The organism is Micromonospora vulcania (assembly GCF_042658605.1).
Classification (GTDB): Bacteria; Actinomycetota; Actinomycetes; order Mycobacteriales; family Micromonosporaceae; genus Micromonospora; species Micromonospora vulcania.
On the sequence record NZ_JBHSQS010000019.1, the window covers coordinates 34870 to 52136 of the forward strand.

At 73.6% G+C, this 17267-nt stretch carries 17 protein-coding genes; 6 read left to right on the forward strand and 11 right to left on the reverse strand.

The features are described 5' to 3' along the window. Positions 1 to 48: 48 nt before the first annotated feature. On the reverse strand, positions 49 to 1056 hold the full coding sequence (locus ACFQGL_RS25120; RefSeq protein WP_377514882.1) for a linear amide C-N hydrolase: 1008 nt from the start codon (positions 1054 to 1056) through the stop codon (positions 49 to 51). 170 nt (positions 1057 to 1226) lie between these two features. Here ACFQGL_RS25120 and ACFQGL_RS25125 point away from each other — a divergent pair, with 170 nt between their 5' ends. The 6 genes from ACFQGL_RS25125 to ACFQGL_RS25150 all read left to right on the forward strand — a co-directional run bounded on the left by ACFQGL_RS25125 (position 1227) and on the right by ACFQGL_RS25150 (position 5881). After that, complete coding sequence (locus ACFQGL_RS25125; RefSeq protein ID WP_377514883.1) at positions 1227 to 2453, forward strand: ArsB/NhaD family transporter; 1227 nt, start codon at positions 1227 to 1229, stop codon at positions 2451 to 2453. A 350-nt stretch (positions 2454 to 2803) separates the two neighbouring features. Beyond that, on the forward strand, positions 2804 to 2959 hold the full coding sequence (locus tag ACFQGL_RS25130; protein ID WP_377514884.1) for a lasso RiPP family leader peptide-containing protein: 156 nt from the start codon (positions 2804 to 2806) through the stop codon (positions 2957 to 2959). 28 nt (positions 2960 to 2987) lie between these two features. Further along, positions 2988 to 3602, forward strand: coding sequence for an ABC transporter ATP-binding protein (locus tag ACFQGL_RS25135; RefSeq protein ID WP_377514885.1), 615 nt, complete (start codon positions 2988 to 2990; stop codon positions 3600 to 3602). Next, positions 3566 to 4456: an ABC transporter permease gene (locus ACFQGL_RS25140; RefSeq protein WP_377514886.1), complete on the forward strand. Its 891-nt coding sequence runs from the start codon at positions 3566 to 3568 to the stop codon at positions 4454 to 4456. The genes ACFQGL_RS25135 and ACFQGL_RS25140 overlap by 37 nt, the downstream gene beginning before the upstream one ends. 1 nt (position 4457) lies before the next feature. After that, a complete protein-coding gene (locus tag ACFQGL_RS25145; protein ID WP_377514888.1) occupies positions 4458 to 5603 on the forward strand; it encodes an asparagine synthase-related protein in 1146 nt (381 codons plus the stop codon). Continuing rightward, a complete protein-coding gene (locus ACFQGL_RS25150) occupies positions 5600 to 5881 on the forward strand; it encodes a PqqD family protein (RefSeq protein WP_377514889.1) in 282 nt (93 codons plus the stop codon). The genes ACFQGL_RS25145 and ACFQGL_RS25150 overlap by 4 nt, the downstream gene beginning before the upstream one ends. Here ACFQGL_RS25150 and ACFQGL_RS25155 read toward each other — a convergent pair. The 10 genes from ACFQGL_RS25155 to ACFQGL_RS25200 form a co-directional block, all read right to left on the reverse strand. Further along, positions 5869 to 6300 (reverse strand): lasso peptide biosynthesis B2 protein, encoded by a 432-nt coding sequence (locus ACFQGL_RS25155; protein ID WP_377514890.1) that lies wholly within the window; start codon positions 6298 to 6300, stop codon positions 5869 to 5871. The two genes, ACFQGL_RS25150 and ACFQGL_RS25155, sit on opposite strands and share 13 nt — an antisense overlap. Continuing rightward, positions 6293 to 7219, reverse strand: coding sequence for a nucleotidyltransferase family protein (locus tag ACFQGL_RS25160; protein WP_377514891.1), 927 nt, complete (start codon positions 7217 to 7219; stop codon positions 6293 to 6295). Before ACFQGL_RS25160 ends, ACFQGL_RS25155 begins: the two co-directional genes overlap by 8 nt. After that, entirely contained in the window at positions 7216 to 7965 is a 750-nt protein-coding gene (locus ACFQGL_RS25165) for a hypothetical protein (RefSeq protein WP_377514892.1), read from the reverse strand. The genes ACFQGL_RS25160 and ACFQGL_RS25165 overlap by 4 nt, the downstream gene beginning before the upstream one ends. Positions 7966 to 8165: 200 nt before the next feature. Next, positions 8166 to 10730, reverse strand: coding sequence for a fibronectin type III domain-containing protein (locus tag ACFQGL_RS25170; protein ID WP_377514893.1), 2565 nt, complete (start codon positions 10728 to 10730; stop codon positions 8166 to 8168). A 407-nt stretch (positions 10731 to 11137) separates the two neighbouring features. Continuing rightward, complete coding sequence (locus ACFQGL_RS25175; RefSeq protein ID WP_377514894.1) at positions 11138 to 12739, reverse strand: asparagine synthetase B family protein; 1602 nt, start codon at positions 12737 to 12739, stop codon at positions 11138 to 11140. A 4-nt stretch (positions 12740 to 12743) separates the two neighbouring features. Continuing rightward, a complete protein-coding gene (locus ACFQGL_RS25180; RefSeq protein ID WP_377514896.1) occupies positions 12744 to 13703 on the reverse strand; it encodes a DUF5715 family protein in 960 nt (319 codons plus the stop codon). Positions 13704 to 13797: 94 nt separating this feature from the next. Beyond that, a complete protein-coding gene (locus ACFQGL_RS25185; RefSeq protein WP_377514897.1) occupies positions 13798 to 14607 on the reverse strand; it encodes an isocitrate lyase/PEP mutase family protein in 810 nt (269 codons plus the stop codon). After that, the gene (locus tag ACFQGL_RS25190; RefSeq protein ID WP_377514898.1) at positions 14604 to 15545 is read right to left on the reverse strand and encodes a cytochrome P450; all 942 of its coding nucleotides are present in this window, start codon (positions 15543 to 15545) and stop codon (positions 14604 to 14606) included. The genes ACFQGL_RS25185 and ACFQGL_RS25190 overlap by 4 nt, the downstream gene beginning before the upstream one ends. A gap of 334 nt (positions 15546 to 15879) precedes the next feature. Continuing rightward, positions 15880 to 16623 carry an ArsR/SmtB family transcription factor gene (locus ACFQGL_RS25195; RefSeq protein ID WP_377514899.1) on the reverse strand — a complete coding sequence of 248 codons (744 nt, stop codon included), beginning with the start codon at positions 16621 to 16623 and terminating at the stop codon, positions 15880 to 15882. Positions 16624 to 16774: 151 nt separating this feature from the next. Further along, positions 16775 to 17134, reverse strand: coding sequence for a cupin domain-containing protein (locus ACFQGL_RS25200; protein WP_377514900.1), 360 nt, complete (start codon positions 17132 to 17134; stop codon positions 16775 to 16777). Between the last annotated feature and the right edge of the window lie 133 nt (positions 17135 to 17267).

Below are 17267 nucleotides of genomic sequence, written 5' to 3' on the forward strand. Positions count from 1 at the left end.
GGTCCCCGATCTCCGGGGGCCGGGCCCGGCCACGTGCGGGGACGACGCTCAGCTCATCGGCAATTGGTAGCGCCGCTCGCCGCCGCCGTTCGCGGTGACGAGGCGGACCTCGCCGCTGCGCAGGCCGTACGTCACCGACCAGCGGGTGTTGCCCTGGCGAACGGTGGTCAGCACCCGGTGCGCCGCGGTGGCGTCCAGCACCCCGTCGGCCTGGCTCAGGGCGGTGGCGAGCAGCCCGTACCGGCGGTCCTCGCGGCGTCGCTGCTCGGGCACCCCGGCGACCGGCACGTTGGTCAGCGCCTGCCAGCGACCCGTGCCCCGCTCGACCCGTAGCGCGCCGTCGACGAACTCGATCACCGCCGAGGCGCCGGTCGCGTCGGCCAGCAGGTAGTGCAGCGGCGGACCGCCGTCGAAGTCGAGGTTGTGCCGGGTGAACAGGGCCACCGCCTCGTCGACGGTGGCGGCCCGGTCCAGCACCAGCCGCAGGATCCGTACCGAACCGACCGTGGGCTTGGCCGGGTCGGGGCGGTAACTCGCCGCGTCGTCGGCCGCCAGGCCCACCGCGAGGCCCCGCTCGTTCATGCCGTCGAACGGCAGCAGCGGCGCGTTCAGCAGCCGCCGGTCGCCGCTCGGATCCGCGCCGACCCCGAGGTACGACAGGTCCACCAGCGAGATGGCGGCGTAGCCGTCCGGCGGGTCGGTCCGCAGCACCATCGCCGGATTGGCGGCCCAGTCGAAGTTGCGGGCGAACAAGGGTCGGGCCGGGTCACCCGAGGCGGCGAACAGGGAACAGCCGAACGGGCTGGGCGGGGTCGCGTCCGTGCCGACCGTCGGGTCGTACGCCCCGAGGTAGGTCATCTCGTACAGCGGCAGGTCGTCGACCCGGCGCAGGCTGGCCAGGGTCCGCTCGGCCTGGCCGGCGTCCTGCCGTGAGGCGGTCGGCGTGCTGCCCGGCGACGGAACGGTCACGCCGTCCGGGCCGAGCGGGGTGGCTGTGGTGCAGGACGTCAGGGCGAGCAGTAGGGCCGTGGTGACGGCCGGCAGGGTCCTCCGCATATCCGTTGGACGCTATGGGAGCGATCGACGGTTGTCCACCGCGAAGGCCCCGTCTGACGGGTTCCGTGCCCGGATGGTCCACACGGCCCGGCGAGTCGACTGGTGGTCATGGTCACCAGGGCCCGGGGTTGGCGGGCGGCCGGGCGCAAGCTGTGCGAGCGTCGTCAGATGTGAAGCCTGCCGCGGGTGCGCCGCCCGCCCCGCCCGAGCCGACCGCGCCCTGGCGTCCCCACCCGCTCGACGTGGTGGCGGTCGTCCTCGCGGCGGTCGGCGCGGCCTGCGCGCTGAGCGGGCTGCTGCCGCGCGCGGAGACCACCGCGACCCTGCACCGGATCCTGCCGCTGCTGCTCTTCCTGGGCACGGTGATCGTGCTGGCCGAGCTGACCGCCGTGGCCGGTGTCTTCGACGTACTGGCCAGTCGACTGGCCATCGCCGCCCGGGGCAGTTGGGCCGCGCTGTTCCTGCTCTGCGGCGGTCTCGCCACGGTGACCACGCTCGTGCTCAACCTCGACACCACCGCCGTGCTGCTCACCCCGGTGCTGCTGGCGCTGGCCCGCACCCTGCGCGTCCCGGCCGGCCCGCTCGCCGTCACCACGGTCTGGCTGGCCAACACGGCAAGCCTGCTGCTGCCGGTGTCCAACCTGACCAACCTGCTGGCCGCCGACCACGTCGGCCTGTCACCGCTGGCGTACGCGGCCCGGATGGCGCTGCCGCAGGCCGCCGCGGTGACGGTGACCATGACGCTGCTCTGGTACTGCTGGTGGCGGCGGGACGCGCCGGCCGGAGGGCGCTTCGTTCCGCCCGCCCGGCACGTACCGCCGGATCCGGTGCTGCACCGCACCGCGCTCGCCGGCTGTCTGCTCTTCGTCGCCGGTATCCTCGCCGGCGTGGAGATCGGCCTCGCCTCCACCGTCGCGCTGGCGCTGGTGCTGGTCGGGTTCGTCGTACGATCCCCCGCCACGCTGCGCCCAGGGCTGGTGCCGCTGCGGCTGCTGTTCTTCGTCACCGGTCTGTTCCTGGTGGTGCAGACCCTCGGCCGGTACGGGCTGGACGACCTGGTGGGCGGCCTGCTCGGCAGCCACGGCGGAACGCTCGGCGAACTGCGCGCGGGCGGTACGGGCGCGCTGCTGGCGAACGCGGTCAACAACCTGCCGGCCTATCTGGCCGGCGAGTCGGTGCTGCCGCCCCACGACCACACCCGCCTGCTGGCCCTGCTCATCGGCACCAACATCGGCCCGCTGGCCGTCCCGTGGGCGTCGCTGGCCACCCTGCTGTGGTTCGAACGCTGCCGCGCGGCCGAGGTGTCGGTGCCGGTACGACGGTTCGTGCTGACCAGCACCCTTCTCGCGGTCACCGGCACGGTGGCGGCGGTCGGCGCGCTGCTGCTAGTGACCTGAGCCCCCTCCCGCCCCCGCGCCCCGCCCCGCCGCGCCCCGCCGCGCCGGGCCCCCGCGCCCCCCGCGCTCCCCGCGCCGATCTAGGGCAAAACCGTGCTTGTTGATCTCCATCCGCAGCGATATGCCCTAGATCGACGCCGGGAGCGCGGGGCGCGGGCGGCGCGGGGGCACGGCGCGGGGGCACGGCGCGGGGGCACGGCGCGGGGGCACGGCGCGGGGGCACGGCGCGGGGAACTAGTTGAGTTGTTTTCGCTGTTCTGCGGTGTTTCGGCACTGGGGACGTGTTATCGACGCATTGGGCTAGATGACCGTTTATGCTGGGCCAACACCGATCCGAGTAGGGAGAACCGATGACATCGCACCGCGAGCTGGACACGCCTCAGACGGCCGTCCCGGACTACCGGCCACCGACGATCCAGCGCCTGGGCACCCTCGCCGAGCTGACCAAGGGCGGCACGGTGGGCCCCGACGACGGTCTGGGTGGCGGGGGCGACGGTTCGCTCTGACCCGCGCCCCGTCGTGGGAGCAACGCCGATGCTCGCCGTACGCCGGGCGCAGCGTCGGTTCGGCCGTCGGGTGATCTTCACCGACCTGGACCTCGACGTCCCGGTCGGTGCCCGAATGTTCCTCGGCGGCAGCAACGGTTCCGGCAAGACCACGCTGTTGCGGTGCCTGTCCGGCACGCTGACCCTCAGCGCCGGGCAGGCCACCGTCGGCGGCCATCCGGTCGGCTCACTGCCCGCCCGGCGGCTGACCGGCGTCTGCCTCGCCCCGGAGCAGGGCCTGTACGAGAAGTTGTCGGCGCGGGAGAACCTGGCCCTCGTCGCCCGACTCCGGCTGCCCCGGCGTGCCGTCGGCCCGGCCGTCGCCCGGATCGAAGAGGAGCTCGACCTGACCGGCTACGCCAGCGTCGCGGTGGAGCGCTGCTCGGCGGGGATGCGGGCCCGGGTGAGCATCGCCCGATCCCTGGTGGCCGAACCCGCGCTGCTGCTGCTCGACGAGCCCGGCCGGTCGCTCGACGACACGTCCCGGCTGCTGCTGTGGGCGGCGCTCGATCGACGTCCCGGGCTGACCTGCGTGATCGCCTCGCACCACGCCGACGACCGGAGCCGGTGCCAGTCCGCCCTGACGCTCTCGGCGGCGCGGTGACGCCGACCGCCCCGGCCGCGACCACCACCCGGCCGCTCGGTCGCCGGGCCGGCGGGGCCAACCCGGCCGGGATGGTCCTCGCCCTGGTCCGCCGCGACCTCGGCGACCCGCGGCAGTTCCGTCTGCCACTGCTGCTGGACCTCGCCTTCGGCGTGGTGAACCTGGTGGTCTTCCTGTTCATCTCCCGGGTGCTGACTCCGTCCGCGGGCACTGACCTGGCCCACTCGCCCAGCTACTTCGACTTCGTGGCGGTCGGCATTACCTTCCTGCTCGTCCTGCAGGCCGCCAGCACCCAGTTGACCAGCCGGGTGATCCGGGAACAGCGCAGCGGGACGCTGGAGCTGCTGGCCGCCCAACCCGTACCGGTCTCCGCGCTGGCCATCGGGACCGCCGGCTACCCGTTCCTGTTCACCCTGCTGCGCGCCGGCGTCTACCTGGCGATCCTCGGCAGCGTGCTCGGCCTGCGCACCGAACACGCCGACTGGTGGGGGGTGACCGTCGTCCTGGTCGCCGGCAGCGCCGCGATGATGGGCGTCGGCATCGCCCTCGCCGCGTTCACCGTCGCCGTCGGGCACGGCGACGGCGCCGCCCGACTCTTCGTCGTCGGGCTCTCCTTCGTCTCCGGCACGTACTTCCCGGTGTCCGAACTACCCGGCCCACTGCCCCAGCTGACGATCGTGCTGCCCAGCCGGATCGCCCTGGACGGCCTGCGCGCCGCGCTGACCGGCGGCGACTGGATCGGCTCGGCCGGCGTCCTGCTCGGTGCCACCGCGCTGCTGCTGCCGCTGTCGAGCTGGGCCTTCGGCCGGGCACTGCGGCTCGCCGCCGGCCGCGGCACCCTGAAGCGCGATTGAGGTGACCGTGCTTCGTCCGACCTCGTTCGACATCGCCACCGGAACCGTGCTGGGTGTCGACCCGCCACCGAGTCGATTCGCACCGACCGGTGTACCGGATCCGCTCGACGCGCTCGACGCCGCGGTGCTGCCCGCCCTGTCCCGGCCACCGTGCGTGGTCAGCTTCTCCGGCGGGTTGGACTCGTCGCTGGTCCTGGCGGTGGCCGTACGGGCGGCCCGTCGGGAGGGGTTTCCTGACCCGGTCCCGGTCACCTGGCGGTTCGTCGGTGCTCCCCGCGCCGACGAGTCGGACTGGCAGGAGCGGGTCATACGGGCGCTGCGGGTCGGCGGGTCGTGGCAGATCCTGCGCGCCGACGACGACCTGGATCTCATCGGGCCGGTGGCCCGTCGCCTGCTGCACCGGTACGGAGTGGTGCATCCGGTGAACCTGCACCTGCACCTGCCCCTGGCCGAGCTGGCCACCGGCGGTTCGCTGCTCACCGGTGGTGGTGGCGACCAGATCCTGGCCGGCTGGCGTCGCCCGCCGGCCACCTCGCTGCGCGCCCGACTGTGGTGGCTGCGGCACACCGCGCGTACCCGGCAGGGGCCGGCGGAGATGTTTCCGTGGCTGCGTCCGACGGTGGCCCGCGAGGTGCACCGGGCGCACCGGGCGGAGCAGCGCGCCGAACCGCGCCGGCTCGGGCACCGGATCGCCTGGCACACCGGGCGTCGGGACCTGCGGACGACCTGCTCGGCACTGTCGACGCTGGCCGCCGAGCACCGGGCCGTGGCAATTCATCCGCTGCTCGACGAGGGATTCCTGGCCGCACTGTCGTCGCGGTACGGCGATCGTCGCGGCATCGGCCGGGACGACCTGCTCGCCGCCATCGTCCGGGACACCCTGCCGGCGGAGATCACCGCGCCGCGCCGTAAGGCCCGGTTCCTCGAGGTGTTCTTCCGAGCGCCGACCCGCGAGTTCGTCCGCTCGTGGGACGGCACCGGCGCCGACCCGGAACTGGTGGACGTGGACGCGTTGCGTCAGCTCTGGACCCGCTGGCCGATCCCCGGCGGTACGGCCAGCCTGGTGCAACAGCTCTGGTTGGCCGCCAACCCTGCCGGGCCGACGGACCCGGCGCGCAGTTCCACCGACGTGGAGGTCACATCATGACGCAGCAGGAGATCGTGCACCGGGTCGACCCGGACCGGGTGGCCTGGCGGATGGCCGGCGACGAGGTGGTCGTACTGGACACCGGCAACTCGGTCTACTTCGGACTGGCGAACTCCGGCGCGCTGCTCTGGCAACGGCTGGTGCACGGTGCCACCGACACCGAACTGGTCAGCACACTGGTGGCTGCCACCGCCGTGGACCGGGAACGGGCCCGCGCCGACGTGGCCGCCTTCCTGGCCGACCTGCGCGGGCACGGGCTGCTGCTTCAGCGGCCCTGAACCGTCCCCGCCATCCAGTGCTCGGGCGTCGGGTGGCGCAGGATCTCCACCATCTCCTCCCGCTCGGCGTCGGTCTCCCCGTCCAGCCAGGCGTGGGCGTGGAAGCCGGCGCTGGGCGCGGTCACCCCGATCACCACGGTGCGGCGGATGCGCTGACCGGCGTACCAGCGTTGCAGCACGAGCGAGCGTTGCAGGCAACTGGCCTCGGTCCGACGCAGCACGCCCAGCACCACCGAGCGGTGTGCGTCCGTGCCCGGTGGCGGGGCCGGCAGCCGGACGGACGCCAGGTCATGTCGGGTGAGCTGACGACGGACCGACCACACCGCGCGGAGGGTCCACAGCGCGGTCCGTACCCCTGGTAGCCCGCCTCGGCGGACCAACCGGACCAGGACGCCCGGCAACGCTCGTGGCTCAGCCACGGTCGCCCCGTTGGGCGGCGCGCAATTCGGCCAGCACGGCCGGCAGCCGCCCGGCGTTGCGGGCGAGCCGGGCCAGATGGGCCAGCACCAGCCCGGCGGGGCCACGCCGGGCCAGTGGGCTGGAGTGCCGCATCGACGCCGCCGTCGGGACCAGTCGCGGGCCGAGGTGCCGCAGCCGGTCGCGCAGCGTCGGCAGCTCGGCGAGCTGGGCCATCGCCAGGGCGGCGGGCGACGCCCGGTGGGCCCGCAACCACAGCGCGGCCGTGCTGCGCCCGGGCAGGCCCAGCGTCACGGCAAGGGCCGCGCCGGCCGGTGCCAGGCGCAGGCCCAGCGCGAACGACGGGGTCGCGCCGACCCGCGCGGCGAGGTCGGCCGCCGTCCGCCAGGTGTCGGCGGGGACGACCTCCAACGCCCGCAGCAAATCGGTACGCGGCCGGTCGGACAGGCCCGGCGCGGCGGCGTGCAGCGCCACCAACAGGGCGGTCCCCGCCTCGTCCGGTACGGCGACCGTGCCGCCGGCCAGCGCCATCCGTTCCGTCGAGGTGGACAGCACGATCCACAGTGCCTCGGGGTCGGTCACGCCGTGAAAACCCCGGTGCAGGTCGACGGTGAGCGGCAGTGGGCCGGGCAGTCGCCACGGCCGTTCGTACCAGTGCGACCGGTGGTCCGGGCGGCCCTCCGGGAGTGCGCTGTGGCAGCCGAGGTCGACCAGCGTCCGCTCCGCGAGGTCGAACGACGCGGGCGCGACCAGCAGGTCGATGTCGGTGTAGACCCGGTGCCGCTCCTGGCCCAGCCGACGGGCCAACCCGGCGCCCTTGAGCAGGATGGCCTCCACGCCGCGTTCGGCCAACGCCGCGCTGACGCTCGCGGCGGCCGTGTCGAGGCTCAGACAGCGGACCGCCTCCGGCAGGGCGGTCACCGGGGTGCTCCCACGACCTGGCCGGTGGCGATGGTCTCGGCGAGCAGCCGGTGGGTGTCGTCGAGGGCGGCCCAGTCGCGCGGCCGGCTCAGCTCCCAGGCCGGCAGGGCCGCGATCGACAGCAGCGCCGCCGGGTCGGAAGGCAGCTCGCCGAACGACCGCAGGCCGGCGAGCCGGGCCAGCAGAGTGGTGCCAGGCAGCCGGGTCAGGGCGAGCGCGCCACCCCAGCACAGGAAGAGCCACCCGCCCAACGGGACGCGGGACGCGATCGGCGGCAACGCGACGCGCAGCCGTTCACCGCCCCGGACCGGTCGGGTGGGCAGCGCCACCCCCGGCACGGCTTGCCGCAGGTCGACGCAGCGAGGGCCGGCGAACGCGTCGCTGCCGTCGACGACCAAGATGTCGTCGGCGAGCACCGGCACACCCCGGGCCGCCAGGGCCGCGAGCAGGCTGCTCTTGCCGGCGGTACGCGGCCCGAGCACCGCCCAGGCCCGACCGTCGAGCACGAACGCGCCACTGTGGAACGTCTCGCGCCCGGCCCACCGGTTGACGGTGGTCGCCACCGGCGCGAGGTACGGGTGGGCCAGCACGTCCGGCGTGAGCGGAGGGCCATAGAAGGTGGCGGTGCCGCGGAGCCGGTCCACGGCGAGGGTCCGCCCGTCGGCGAGGACCCGGGTGCCCCGCCAGTTGTCCAGCGGCACCGGCGGCGGTGGCGGCTGGTCGGTGACCTGTCGGACGAGTACCACCGGCTGACCGGGCCGCGATCCACCCGCTGTAGATAGCTCCGCGACCTCGTCCAGCCCGTACACCCACAGTCCGTAGACGGACCGTCCGCCTGTCCCCATCGCTTCCCCGTTCACTCGTCTCTCAACGACCGGCGACGCGAGCACGGTGTGGGTGGCGCTCGTCGTGACGCGCCACCCACACCGCCGATCGTGGCTCCCGCTCAGCGCAGGGTGCCGCTTTCGACGCTCAACTTGCGCGACTCAGCCAGGCGCTTGGCGTCCGCCGCGCGCTGCTTGGTCGCCTGGGTGCCCTTGGCCGACGCCGCCACGGTCGGGACGGTGCCGCCGCCGATCGCGTCGACGTCGTACGCCACCCAGAACGGCCCGGTCGTGTCCACCGCGAAGGTCAACGCGATGTGCACCGACGCGCCCGGCGCGAGACCACCCAGGTCGAGCGGGATCGACAGGGTGGTGCCCAGTCCGCCACCTGGCGGGTTGGTTGCCGGCGAGTCCATGGACAGGTTCCGGACCAGCAACGTCCGGCCGTCGCTGATGGTGATCGACGTGGTCGCGTTGGCCGGGTTGACCAACCTCAGGTTGGAGTGCACCGCGGGCGACGGCCCACCGGGGTACGGGGCTCCGTTCTCCGCGCTGAGTGACGTGATCCGGATCCTGGCCTGCGTGATCGCAGCATTGGACCGGTTGGTCAGGGTCCGTCGGATCACCAGGCTGCCCGGGTTGCCCGCGGTGCGGACCCGGTTGGGAGCGACCGACACAGCCAGGTTCGGATCGAACAACGTCGACTGCACGGAGGCGTTCTGCTGGTAGGTGCCGAGGGTGTTCTGTGGGGACGGGCTGCCGAGCGTGGACGGGACCCCGTTGATCGGGCCCAGCACGGTGGCGACCAGCCGGAAGTCCGCCAGGTTGTCGGCGGTGTCCTGAAGGTTGCCGCCGACCCTGAGCCGGTTCCAGGAGTGCGGAACGAAGGGCGGCGCGTTGAAGGCCGGCAGTGGTGGGCCTTCGGAGAAGCCCGGCGTCGAACCCGCCCGGTCCGTTACCGTGCCCGCCGCGTCCGGGGCGACCAGCCGCAACCCGCCCTGGCCGAGGCTGGGGACGATGAGGTCGGCCTGGATGTTGAACAGCGAGTAGTTGCTGGCTGCGATCAGGAAGCCCCGTCGGGGAGCCAGCGGCCGGGCGCTGCCCGGGATGGTGACGGTCACCCCGCCGGGAGCCTCGACCTTGAAGCCAGCGATCGGCAGGTTGATCGCGGTCGAGTTGACGAGCGAGACGAACTGGTCGCTGAGCCCGCTGATGCCGGACTGCGCGAACTGGTCGATGACCACCTGGCGGGCCGTCGCCGAGACCTCGATCTCGACCTCGTTGGACACCGCCTCGCCCAACGGCCCGGTCCCGTCGTACTGCGCCCGGAACTGGTTGTGCCCGAACGCCGGGACCTGAACGTCGAAGGAGGCCACGTTGAGAACCAGCGGGAAGGTGCCGAGCGGCGTCTCCACTCCGTTGGGCAACTCGTCGATGAGAGTGACGCTGCCCTCGGCGACACCCGGGCCGACGAACACCTCGAAGTGCACCGCCGTACCGAAGACGGTGGCGTTCGTCGACGCCGTCAGCACGGCCACGCTCTCGGCCTGGATCAGGATCCGAATCGCTTTGGTGGCACTCAGCCCGTTGGCATCGGTCACCCGGACCGTCGACGGGAACGCGCCGACCTGGGTCGGCCGGCCGGACAACAGGCCGGTCGCCGCATCGAGTGTCAACCCGGGCGGCAGAGCCCCGGAGGCCAGCCCCCAGGTGAACGGCGCGCTGCCGCCGACCACGTTGAGCTGGTCGGCGTAGGGCGCGTCGACCTCGCCCAGCGGCGGCGGCGGGAAGGTCAGCGTGGGCGCCCGGTTGACCACCAGCACGATCAGCCGGGTCCCGGTCTGGCCGTTCGCGTCGATGACCCGGATCACCACGGGGTACTCCCCGGGGGTGGTCGGTACGCCCGAGATGCCGTTGGTCTGCGGGTTGAGCAGCATCCCCGGCGGGAGCGTGCCCGAGGCAACGGACCAGGTGAAGGGCGGTACACCGTGGGTGATGTTCAGGGTCGCGACGTAGGCGATCCCGACGGTCGCCTCGGTCGGGTGGTCGAACAGCAGGGTCGGCGACACGTTCGCGATCACCTGGTCGGACAGTGCGGATTCGGGGCCGACGCCCTGGACGGTGCGGGCCGCGACCGTGAACCGGTAGGGGGTGGTCGGAATCAGCCCGGTGACCGTGTTGGTGGTGGCCGCTCCGAAGGACTGGGCGGGCTGACGCACGCCGTTGGTCCAGGGAGTGACGATGTAGCCGGTGATGGGTGACCCGCCGTTGGGGCCGGGGGTCCAGCTCAGCAGCGCGGTTGCGGTGTCGGCGGTGACCGCGATGATGGTCGGCGCGCCGGGCAGCGCCATGATCTTGGCAGCTGTGGAGGGCTTGCTGGCCGGGCCGGTGCCCACCGAGTTCTTCGCCGCGACCGTGAAGGTGTACTTCCCCTTGGCGGTCAGGCCGGAGATCTTCTGGGTGGTCTTCGACGCGTCGAAGGTCACCGCCTTCGCCTTCTTGCCGTTCAGGTACGGCGTGACCACGTAGCCGGTGAGGGCGGCGCCATGGTCAGCCGGCGCCTTCCAGTTCACCGTCGCCGTGCCGGCACGCCAGGACGCGGTGGGCGCGGCAGGGGCGGCCGGTGCCCGCGCCGGGGCGGCCACCGCCGCGGCGATCGGCTCCGTGGTGATGGCCGGCGCTGTCATCGGCGCCGAGGCGGGTATGGGGGTATGACTCGGGGCGCGGGCCGAGGCCGCCGTGGGGGCGACGAGCAGACTGACGAGCAGCGCCAGGATGGCGGCGCATGCCGTAATGGCCCGTGGACGGGCACGGAGCACTGGGGACATGAATGATTTCTCCCTCTCCGGGGGACGTGGACCACCCCGGGAGGAGGAATGAGGCAGGCGACCGTTCTTGTCCACGGCGGCCACGCGCCTGATGCCCCCGAGCCGCAGGGCGACTGGCGGAAATCGGACCGTCCCTCACGTAGTGGCTCTCACGTATTGAGCGACGGATCTCTATTCGGTTCTACCAGTTTCCGCAGTTCAGAGGCACTATCCGTGCGGTGGGAAACCGCCGTGTGCGCAGTGGATGTCCGGAACCCGACTGCCGGTCAGCCGACCGTCGACCGGCGGGGTGGTCGCGGGCCGACCAGTCGACGGACCATCGGCGCGGCGTTCCACTTCGCCGCGCCGACCAGATCGCGGGCGTGCTCCAGGACCGTGTAGTCCGGCCGGGTCTGCCCGTCGGCGATGGCCCGGTCCAGGTCGTTGCCGCACCGGGTCAGCAGGGTGTCGAAGTCGCGGCGGACCGGTTCCAGCAGGTCGTAGCCGAACGAACGGTGCAGCCGGGCGAAGAGCGGCTTGTACAGCCGGACCCGCTCGTGCAACCCGGTGGAGTACGACATCGGATGCTTCGGCCGACGCAGGATGTAGTCCGGCAGCACGTCGGCGAACGCCCGCCGGACGATCCACTTTTCCTGCCCGTCGCGCAGCTTCAGCTCCAGCGGCAGCCGCATCGCCAGCTCCACCACGCTGAGGTCGAGGAACGGCACCCGGGCCTCCACCCCGTGGCCCATGGCGGCCCGGTCGACCCGCTGCAACTCGGTACGGCACAGGTTGCGGATGCGGTGCAGGAACAGTCGACGGGACGCGGCCGGGCCGACCTCGCGGTACATCGGGTACCCACCGAACAACTCGTCCGAGCCGTCGCCGGTGAGCACCACCTTGACGCCCAGATCGCGCAGCCGCCGGAAGATCGGCACCGACACCACCGCGTTGATGATGTCGCCGTACTCGGTCAGCTCGGAGATCCGGATCGCCTCGCGCACGTCGGCGAGCCGGATGTCGCGCGGGCGCAGCTCGATGACCACGTGCGGCACGTCGAGGTCGGCGGCGAGCCGCCGGGCGTACGCGACGTCGGGGCTGTCCGGCACTCCGACGGTCACCGCGACGCAGTCCGGGTGCAGGTCCCGTACCTGCCGCAGGGTGAGCGAGCTGTCCAGCCCGCCGGAGAGCACCACCCCGACGGTGAGGTCGGTGTCCACCCGCATCCGGATGGCGTCGGACAACGCGGCACGGACGAGCAGGGCGGCCTCGTCCGGGTCGTCGATGATCGGCAGCCCCTCGCCGAGGGTGAGCAGGTCGACGTACGGGCGCAGCCGCAGGTGACCGTCGGGCTCGGCCCAGCCGTGGTGCCCCGGCGGCACCTCGTTGATCGGGGCTCCGTGCCCGACCAGCGCCTTGACCTCGGAGGCGAGGTGCAGGCAGCCGGGCCGGCGGGACCAGTAGAGCGGCTTGACTCCGAGCGGGTCGCGGGCCAGGTACGTCCGACCGGTGGCGCGCTCGACGACCGCGAAGGCGTACTCGCCGCGCAGCCGGTTGACCGCCTCGTCGCCCCAGTGCTGGAACGCGGCGAGCAGCACCTCGGTGTCGCTGTCGGTACGGAACACCTGCCCGAGCCGACCGAGCTGTGCGCGCAGCTCCCGATGGTTGAAGATCTCGCCGTTGAAGCAGAGCACCCAGCGCTCGTCGGCCGAGGTCCACGGCTGCACCGCCCGGTCCCGGTCGAGGACGCGCAGCCGCCGGGTGCCGGCGAGCAGCCCCCTCTCGGATCGGGTCTCGGTGACCTCACCCCGGGAGGCCAGGACGGCCAGCATCCGCCGGAAGGTCGCCGGGTCGGCCTCGGGGCCGATGCTCAACGCGATGCCGCACATCGGCTCAGATCCCCATCTCGGCCTCGTACGCCTGGCGCAACCGACGCCGGGCGGCGGGCGCGAGACAGAGGTGCCAGGCCTGCCCCTCGTCGATCACGTTGAGTTCGCCGGCCTCCTGCCGGGCCAGCAGCAGCCCGGCGAGGGTCTCCCGCGCGCCGAATCGCTCGTACCAGGCCAGCTCGACGTCCAACGAGTAGCCGAGGCAGTGCCCGCTGGGCAGCATCGCCGCGTACCCCAGGCGGCGCAGCCGGTACTGGTGCTCGGCGCTGCGGACCAGGCTGGTCACCCAGAGCGGCGGGGTGGCCGGCGGCGCGGCCGCGGCGAACTCCCGACCGATCTCGTTGAGCAGCGCGACCACCTCGCGGCGGGCCCGACGGAACAGCACCCCGGCGGTGTGCGGGGTGGAGTCCGGCCGCAGTCGGCGGCGCAGCCCGCGCGCGGCTCGGCCCAGCATCGTGGCGGGCTGCTCCTGATAACGAAAGCGCAGCAGGTCGCGGCGGCGCAGCCACTCCAGGTCGACCAGGTCGGCGCTGCCGTTGACCTGCTCGTCGGTGAGGAAGGTCGGAGCGTCCTGCCACCACAGCACGTCGATGCGCGAGAGCAGATAGATCCGGACCAGTGCCGTGAGGTCCCGCGCCGAGGTGCGCTCGTTCGGTTGGTAGCGCGCGATCTCCAGCAGCAGCGTCTCGCGCGCGCCGATCAGCCCCTGCGGGGTGGCGTCGAGCACCGCGGCGAGCGCGGGCTCGCGCAGCCGCTCGTCGATGAGCACCTGCCGTGCCCGGGTGCTGGCCGCGTCGGCCAGGGCACCGACCTCGACCAGCAGTTCGGCGACGGCCGTCCGGTAGGCGGCCAGATCCGGCGCGGCGGCGGGGAGGCGGCGAGGGCCGGTGCCGGAGGGCCGGCGGCGAGCCGGAGCGGTGGGCGAGGTCGGCTGCTGTCCCGGGCTACGGCTGGGCACTCGCATGACGGGGTCCTCTCTCCGGTCACGGCATTGGCTGGCTCGCCCTGAAACACACCGTAATCAGCAGGACCTGGGATGGACCGAACAATCCTCCTATTCACCCCGAAGGGAGCGGACGGGCCGCCGTCACCAGGCGCTGCACCTCGGCGTACGAGGGCAGCGTCGGTGGCGCGGTGAACTCCTCGGCGCGTACCGCGTCGGCGCTGGCGACCGCCGCGGCCAGCGCGGCCCGGAACAACAGCGAGCCGGTGCTGACCCGGGCCACCCCGGCTCGACCCAGCTCGTTCAGCCCCGGCCCGCCCGGCTGGTACAGGGCGTTGAGCGGCGCGTCGATCCGCTCGGTGAGCAGGCGCAGCGTCGCCGGCTCGGCGAGGCCGGGCACGAAGATCCCGTCGGCGCCGGCGGCCCGGTAGGCCCGCGCACGCGCCAGGGTCTGCGGCAGCGGATCGGCCACGCCGAGCCACCAGGTGTCGGTGCGAGCGTTGACGAACAGGTCCGGCACCGCCGCCTTCACCGCCGCGATCTTGTCGGCGGTCGCGTCGATGTGGGCGAGGGTGCCGTCGGCGCGTCCGTCCTCCAGGTTGATGCCGACCGCGCCGAGCCCGGCCAGCTCCGCCACGTACCCGGCGACCGCCGCCGGGTCGTCGCTGAACCCGGCCTCCACGTCGACGGTGAGCAGCACCGGCAGTTGGGCGAGCCGGCCGGCCAGGGCCAGGGTCTCCCAGGCGGTGGCAGCCTCGCCGTCGGGTCGGCCGGCGGCAGCGGCGACCCCCAGGCTGGTGGTGCCGACCGCCGGATGCCCGCGCGCGGCGAGCGCCGCCGCCGAGGCGTGGTCCCAGGCGTTGGGCAGCAGCAGGGGACGGGCGGCGTGGTGCAGGGCGCGGAACGCCGCACGGCGGTCGCTCATCGGACGGTCACCTCCAGGTTCGTCGGAACGCGCAGCGTCGGGTGCGGGTCATGGCGCAGGTCGGATCGGGTACGCCGACAGCGCTGGCGCAGCACGTCGAGCACCCCGGCGGCAAGGGCGAGGGCGTGCCGGTCGCCAGGACAACCCCGCTCCCCCGCGCCGAAGGTCAACAGTCCACCGCCCCGGCCCGGCCGGAACTCGTCCGGCTCAGCGAAGACGAGCGGGTCGCGGTTGGCCGCGTCGAACCGGAGCAGCACCGGGCTACCCGGCGGCAGGTCGCGCCCACCCAGTCGTACCCCCGTGGTGGTGACCCGGCGGGTGGCCCGCACCGGCGGGTCGAGCCGCAGGACCTCGGCCAGCAGGTCGACGGTCGCCGCCCGGCCCGGCGGTTCACCACCCGGCGGCAGCAGGCGGTGGGCGGCGGCGCCGATCAGGCCGGCGGTCGCGTCACACGCCTGGACCAGCAGACCGATCAGGTTCGCCCGTACCTCCGGCGGACCCGGCGGCGCGAGCGCCAGCAGCGCCGCCACCGCCCGGTCGGCCCGCCGCACCAGACCCGGATCAACCCCCGGGTGGTACGCCGCGGCGACGACCCGCACCACCGTTCCGGCGGCTACCGGATCGGCGAAGCCGAGCCGCCCGGCCAGCACCCGCAGCGGCACCGGCCTCGCCAGTTCGCGCATCACGTCGAGGCCGTCGGCGGCACCGTCCAGGGCCGTGGCGGTCAGGTGGGCCGTCTCGTGCCGCAGCTCGTCCGGGTCCAGGGCGGCCAGCGCCCGCACCCCGATCGCCCGACGCTCGGCGTGCCGCGCGTGCGGGCTGAACCGACTCACCGTGCCGCGCAGCCAGGCCAGGCTGCCGGGCGGTCCAATGTCGACGGCCGGCACCTGAAAGGCCGGATCGGTCAGCGCCGCCCGCACGTCAGCGTGCCGCGTCACCCACCACCCTCGGTCGGACGCGAAGGTGGGCGCCCCGCACGCCGGCGTACCCACAGCGGGGTCGATGACAGGCCAGGAAAGAGTCACCGCCCGACCGTAGGTCGCCCACCCTTCGGCCCCCACCGAACTGTCCCGGGGTGCCCGCCCCCGCAAGCCCGCACACCCGGACGCCAAGATCGCACTCGATCCTGGATGTAGTGGCCTCGACGATGCTGGGATGCCACTCGATCCAGGATGTTGCGACCGCCGCCACCAAACCGCGCGCCGCCGCAACCCCGTGTTGCGCCCGCCGCCACCAACCGGCGCCGCCGCGCTACGCGGTGCGTTCGGTGGGTCAGGCTCGGCCGCTGGTGGAGAGCGCGGGCGGGGTGGGTGCGAGGGCGTCCTCCTGGATCGCCAGGGTGGCGGCGAGGGCGGACCGGCCGGTCGGGGTGAGGCGGACCGCCCGGCCGGTGCCCGGGGTGGTCCAGCCCAGCTCGGCGAAGCGACGGCAGAGCGCCGCGCCGAGTGACCCGGCCAGGTGCGGGCGGCGCTCAGTCCAGTCCAGGCAGTCGCGGACGACCGGTCGCCGGGCGGTACGCAGCACGTCCACCGGAACGCCCAGCTCTGCCGCCCACGCCCACCCGTCGGGGGTCAGCGCCAACCCGCTGGTCCGGTCGAGCCGCCCGTCCGCCACCAGCGCGTCGTACAACAGCACGCCCAGTCGCCCGGCCAGGTGGTCGTAGCAGGTCCGCGCGTACGCCAAAGCGGCGCTGGCGCTAGCCGCGCGCAGCGACCCGGCCGGCGCGGGTTGAGCCGGCACGTGGCCGGCCAGGTCCTCGATGAGCTGGGCCACCGACGGCCCGGCCAGGCGCAGGTAGCGGTGCCGGCCCTGCCGTTCCTCGACGAGCAGCCCGCCCCGGACCAGCCGGGTGAGGTGGTCGCTGGCCGTCGACGGGGCGACCCCGGCCCGGCGGGCCAACTCCCCTGCCGTCCAGGCACGGTCGTCGAGTAGCGCGAGGCAGATGCCGGCCCGGGTGCCGTCGGCCAGCAGGGCAGCCAACTCGGCCATCCCCCGGCCCTCGATCACAGTGCCCATCGCATCATCATCACCCCGGCCAGCGGCGCGACCCGCGGCCGGCGCCGACCTCCGGTCCCGCTACCGAAACCCGATCTTCGCCGCCCCCGGTGATATTTTCTGCCGCTGAGGCGTCGCGGTGCCGTCCGACCGGGGGTGATCGCCGTTGCCGCTACCCTCTGTCGGATCCCGTGGGCCGAACCGCCGAGCGCGAGCCGTACGCCGGCGCGAACACCACCAGCAGCGAGAGATCCTCGGTCACCTCGTCGAACCGGTGCTCCTCACCCGCCGGAACGAAGATCACTGAGCCGGGGCCAACCTCGGCCGTGCCGTCTGGCGTCACGATCCGGGCCCGCCCCGCGGTGACCACATAGATCTCGTCCTCGGTGTGCGGGCGCTGGTCGTCGAGACCACCGGCCGGTATGCAGTACGTACCCACTGACAGGTCCGGTACCCGCAGGTGCTCCACCCAGTCGTTGGCCACCCCGGCCGGCGGCTGCGTCCACACCCCGGCACCGTCGACGATCCGCATGGCGGAAGCCTAGCGAGCGTTGCGCTCGGCGGCGGCATGCCACCAGCCCGGTGGGGTCGGCCGACCCAGCCGTGCCAATGGCCGTCCGGGGCCGATACCGCAGGCCAGGCCACAGGAGATCGCGCTCGGCTCG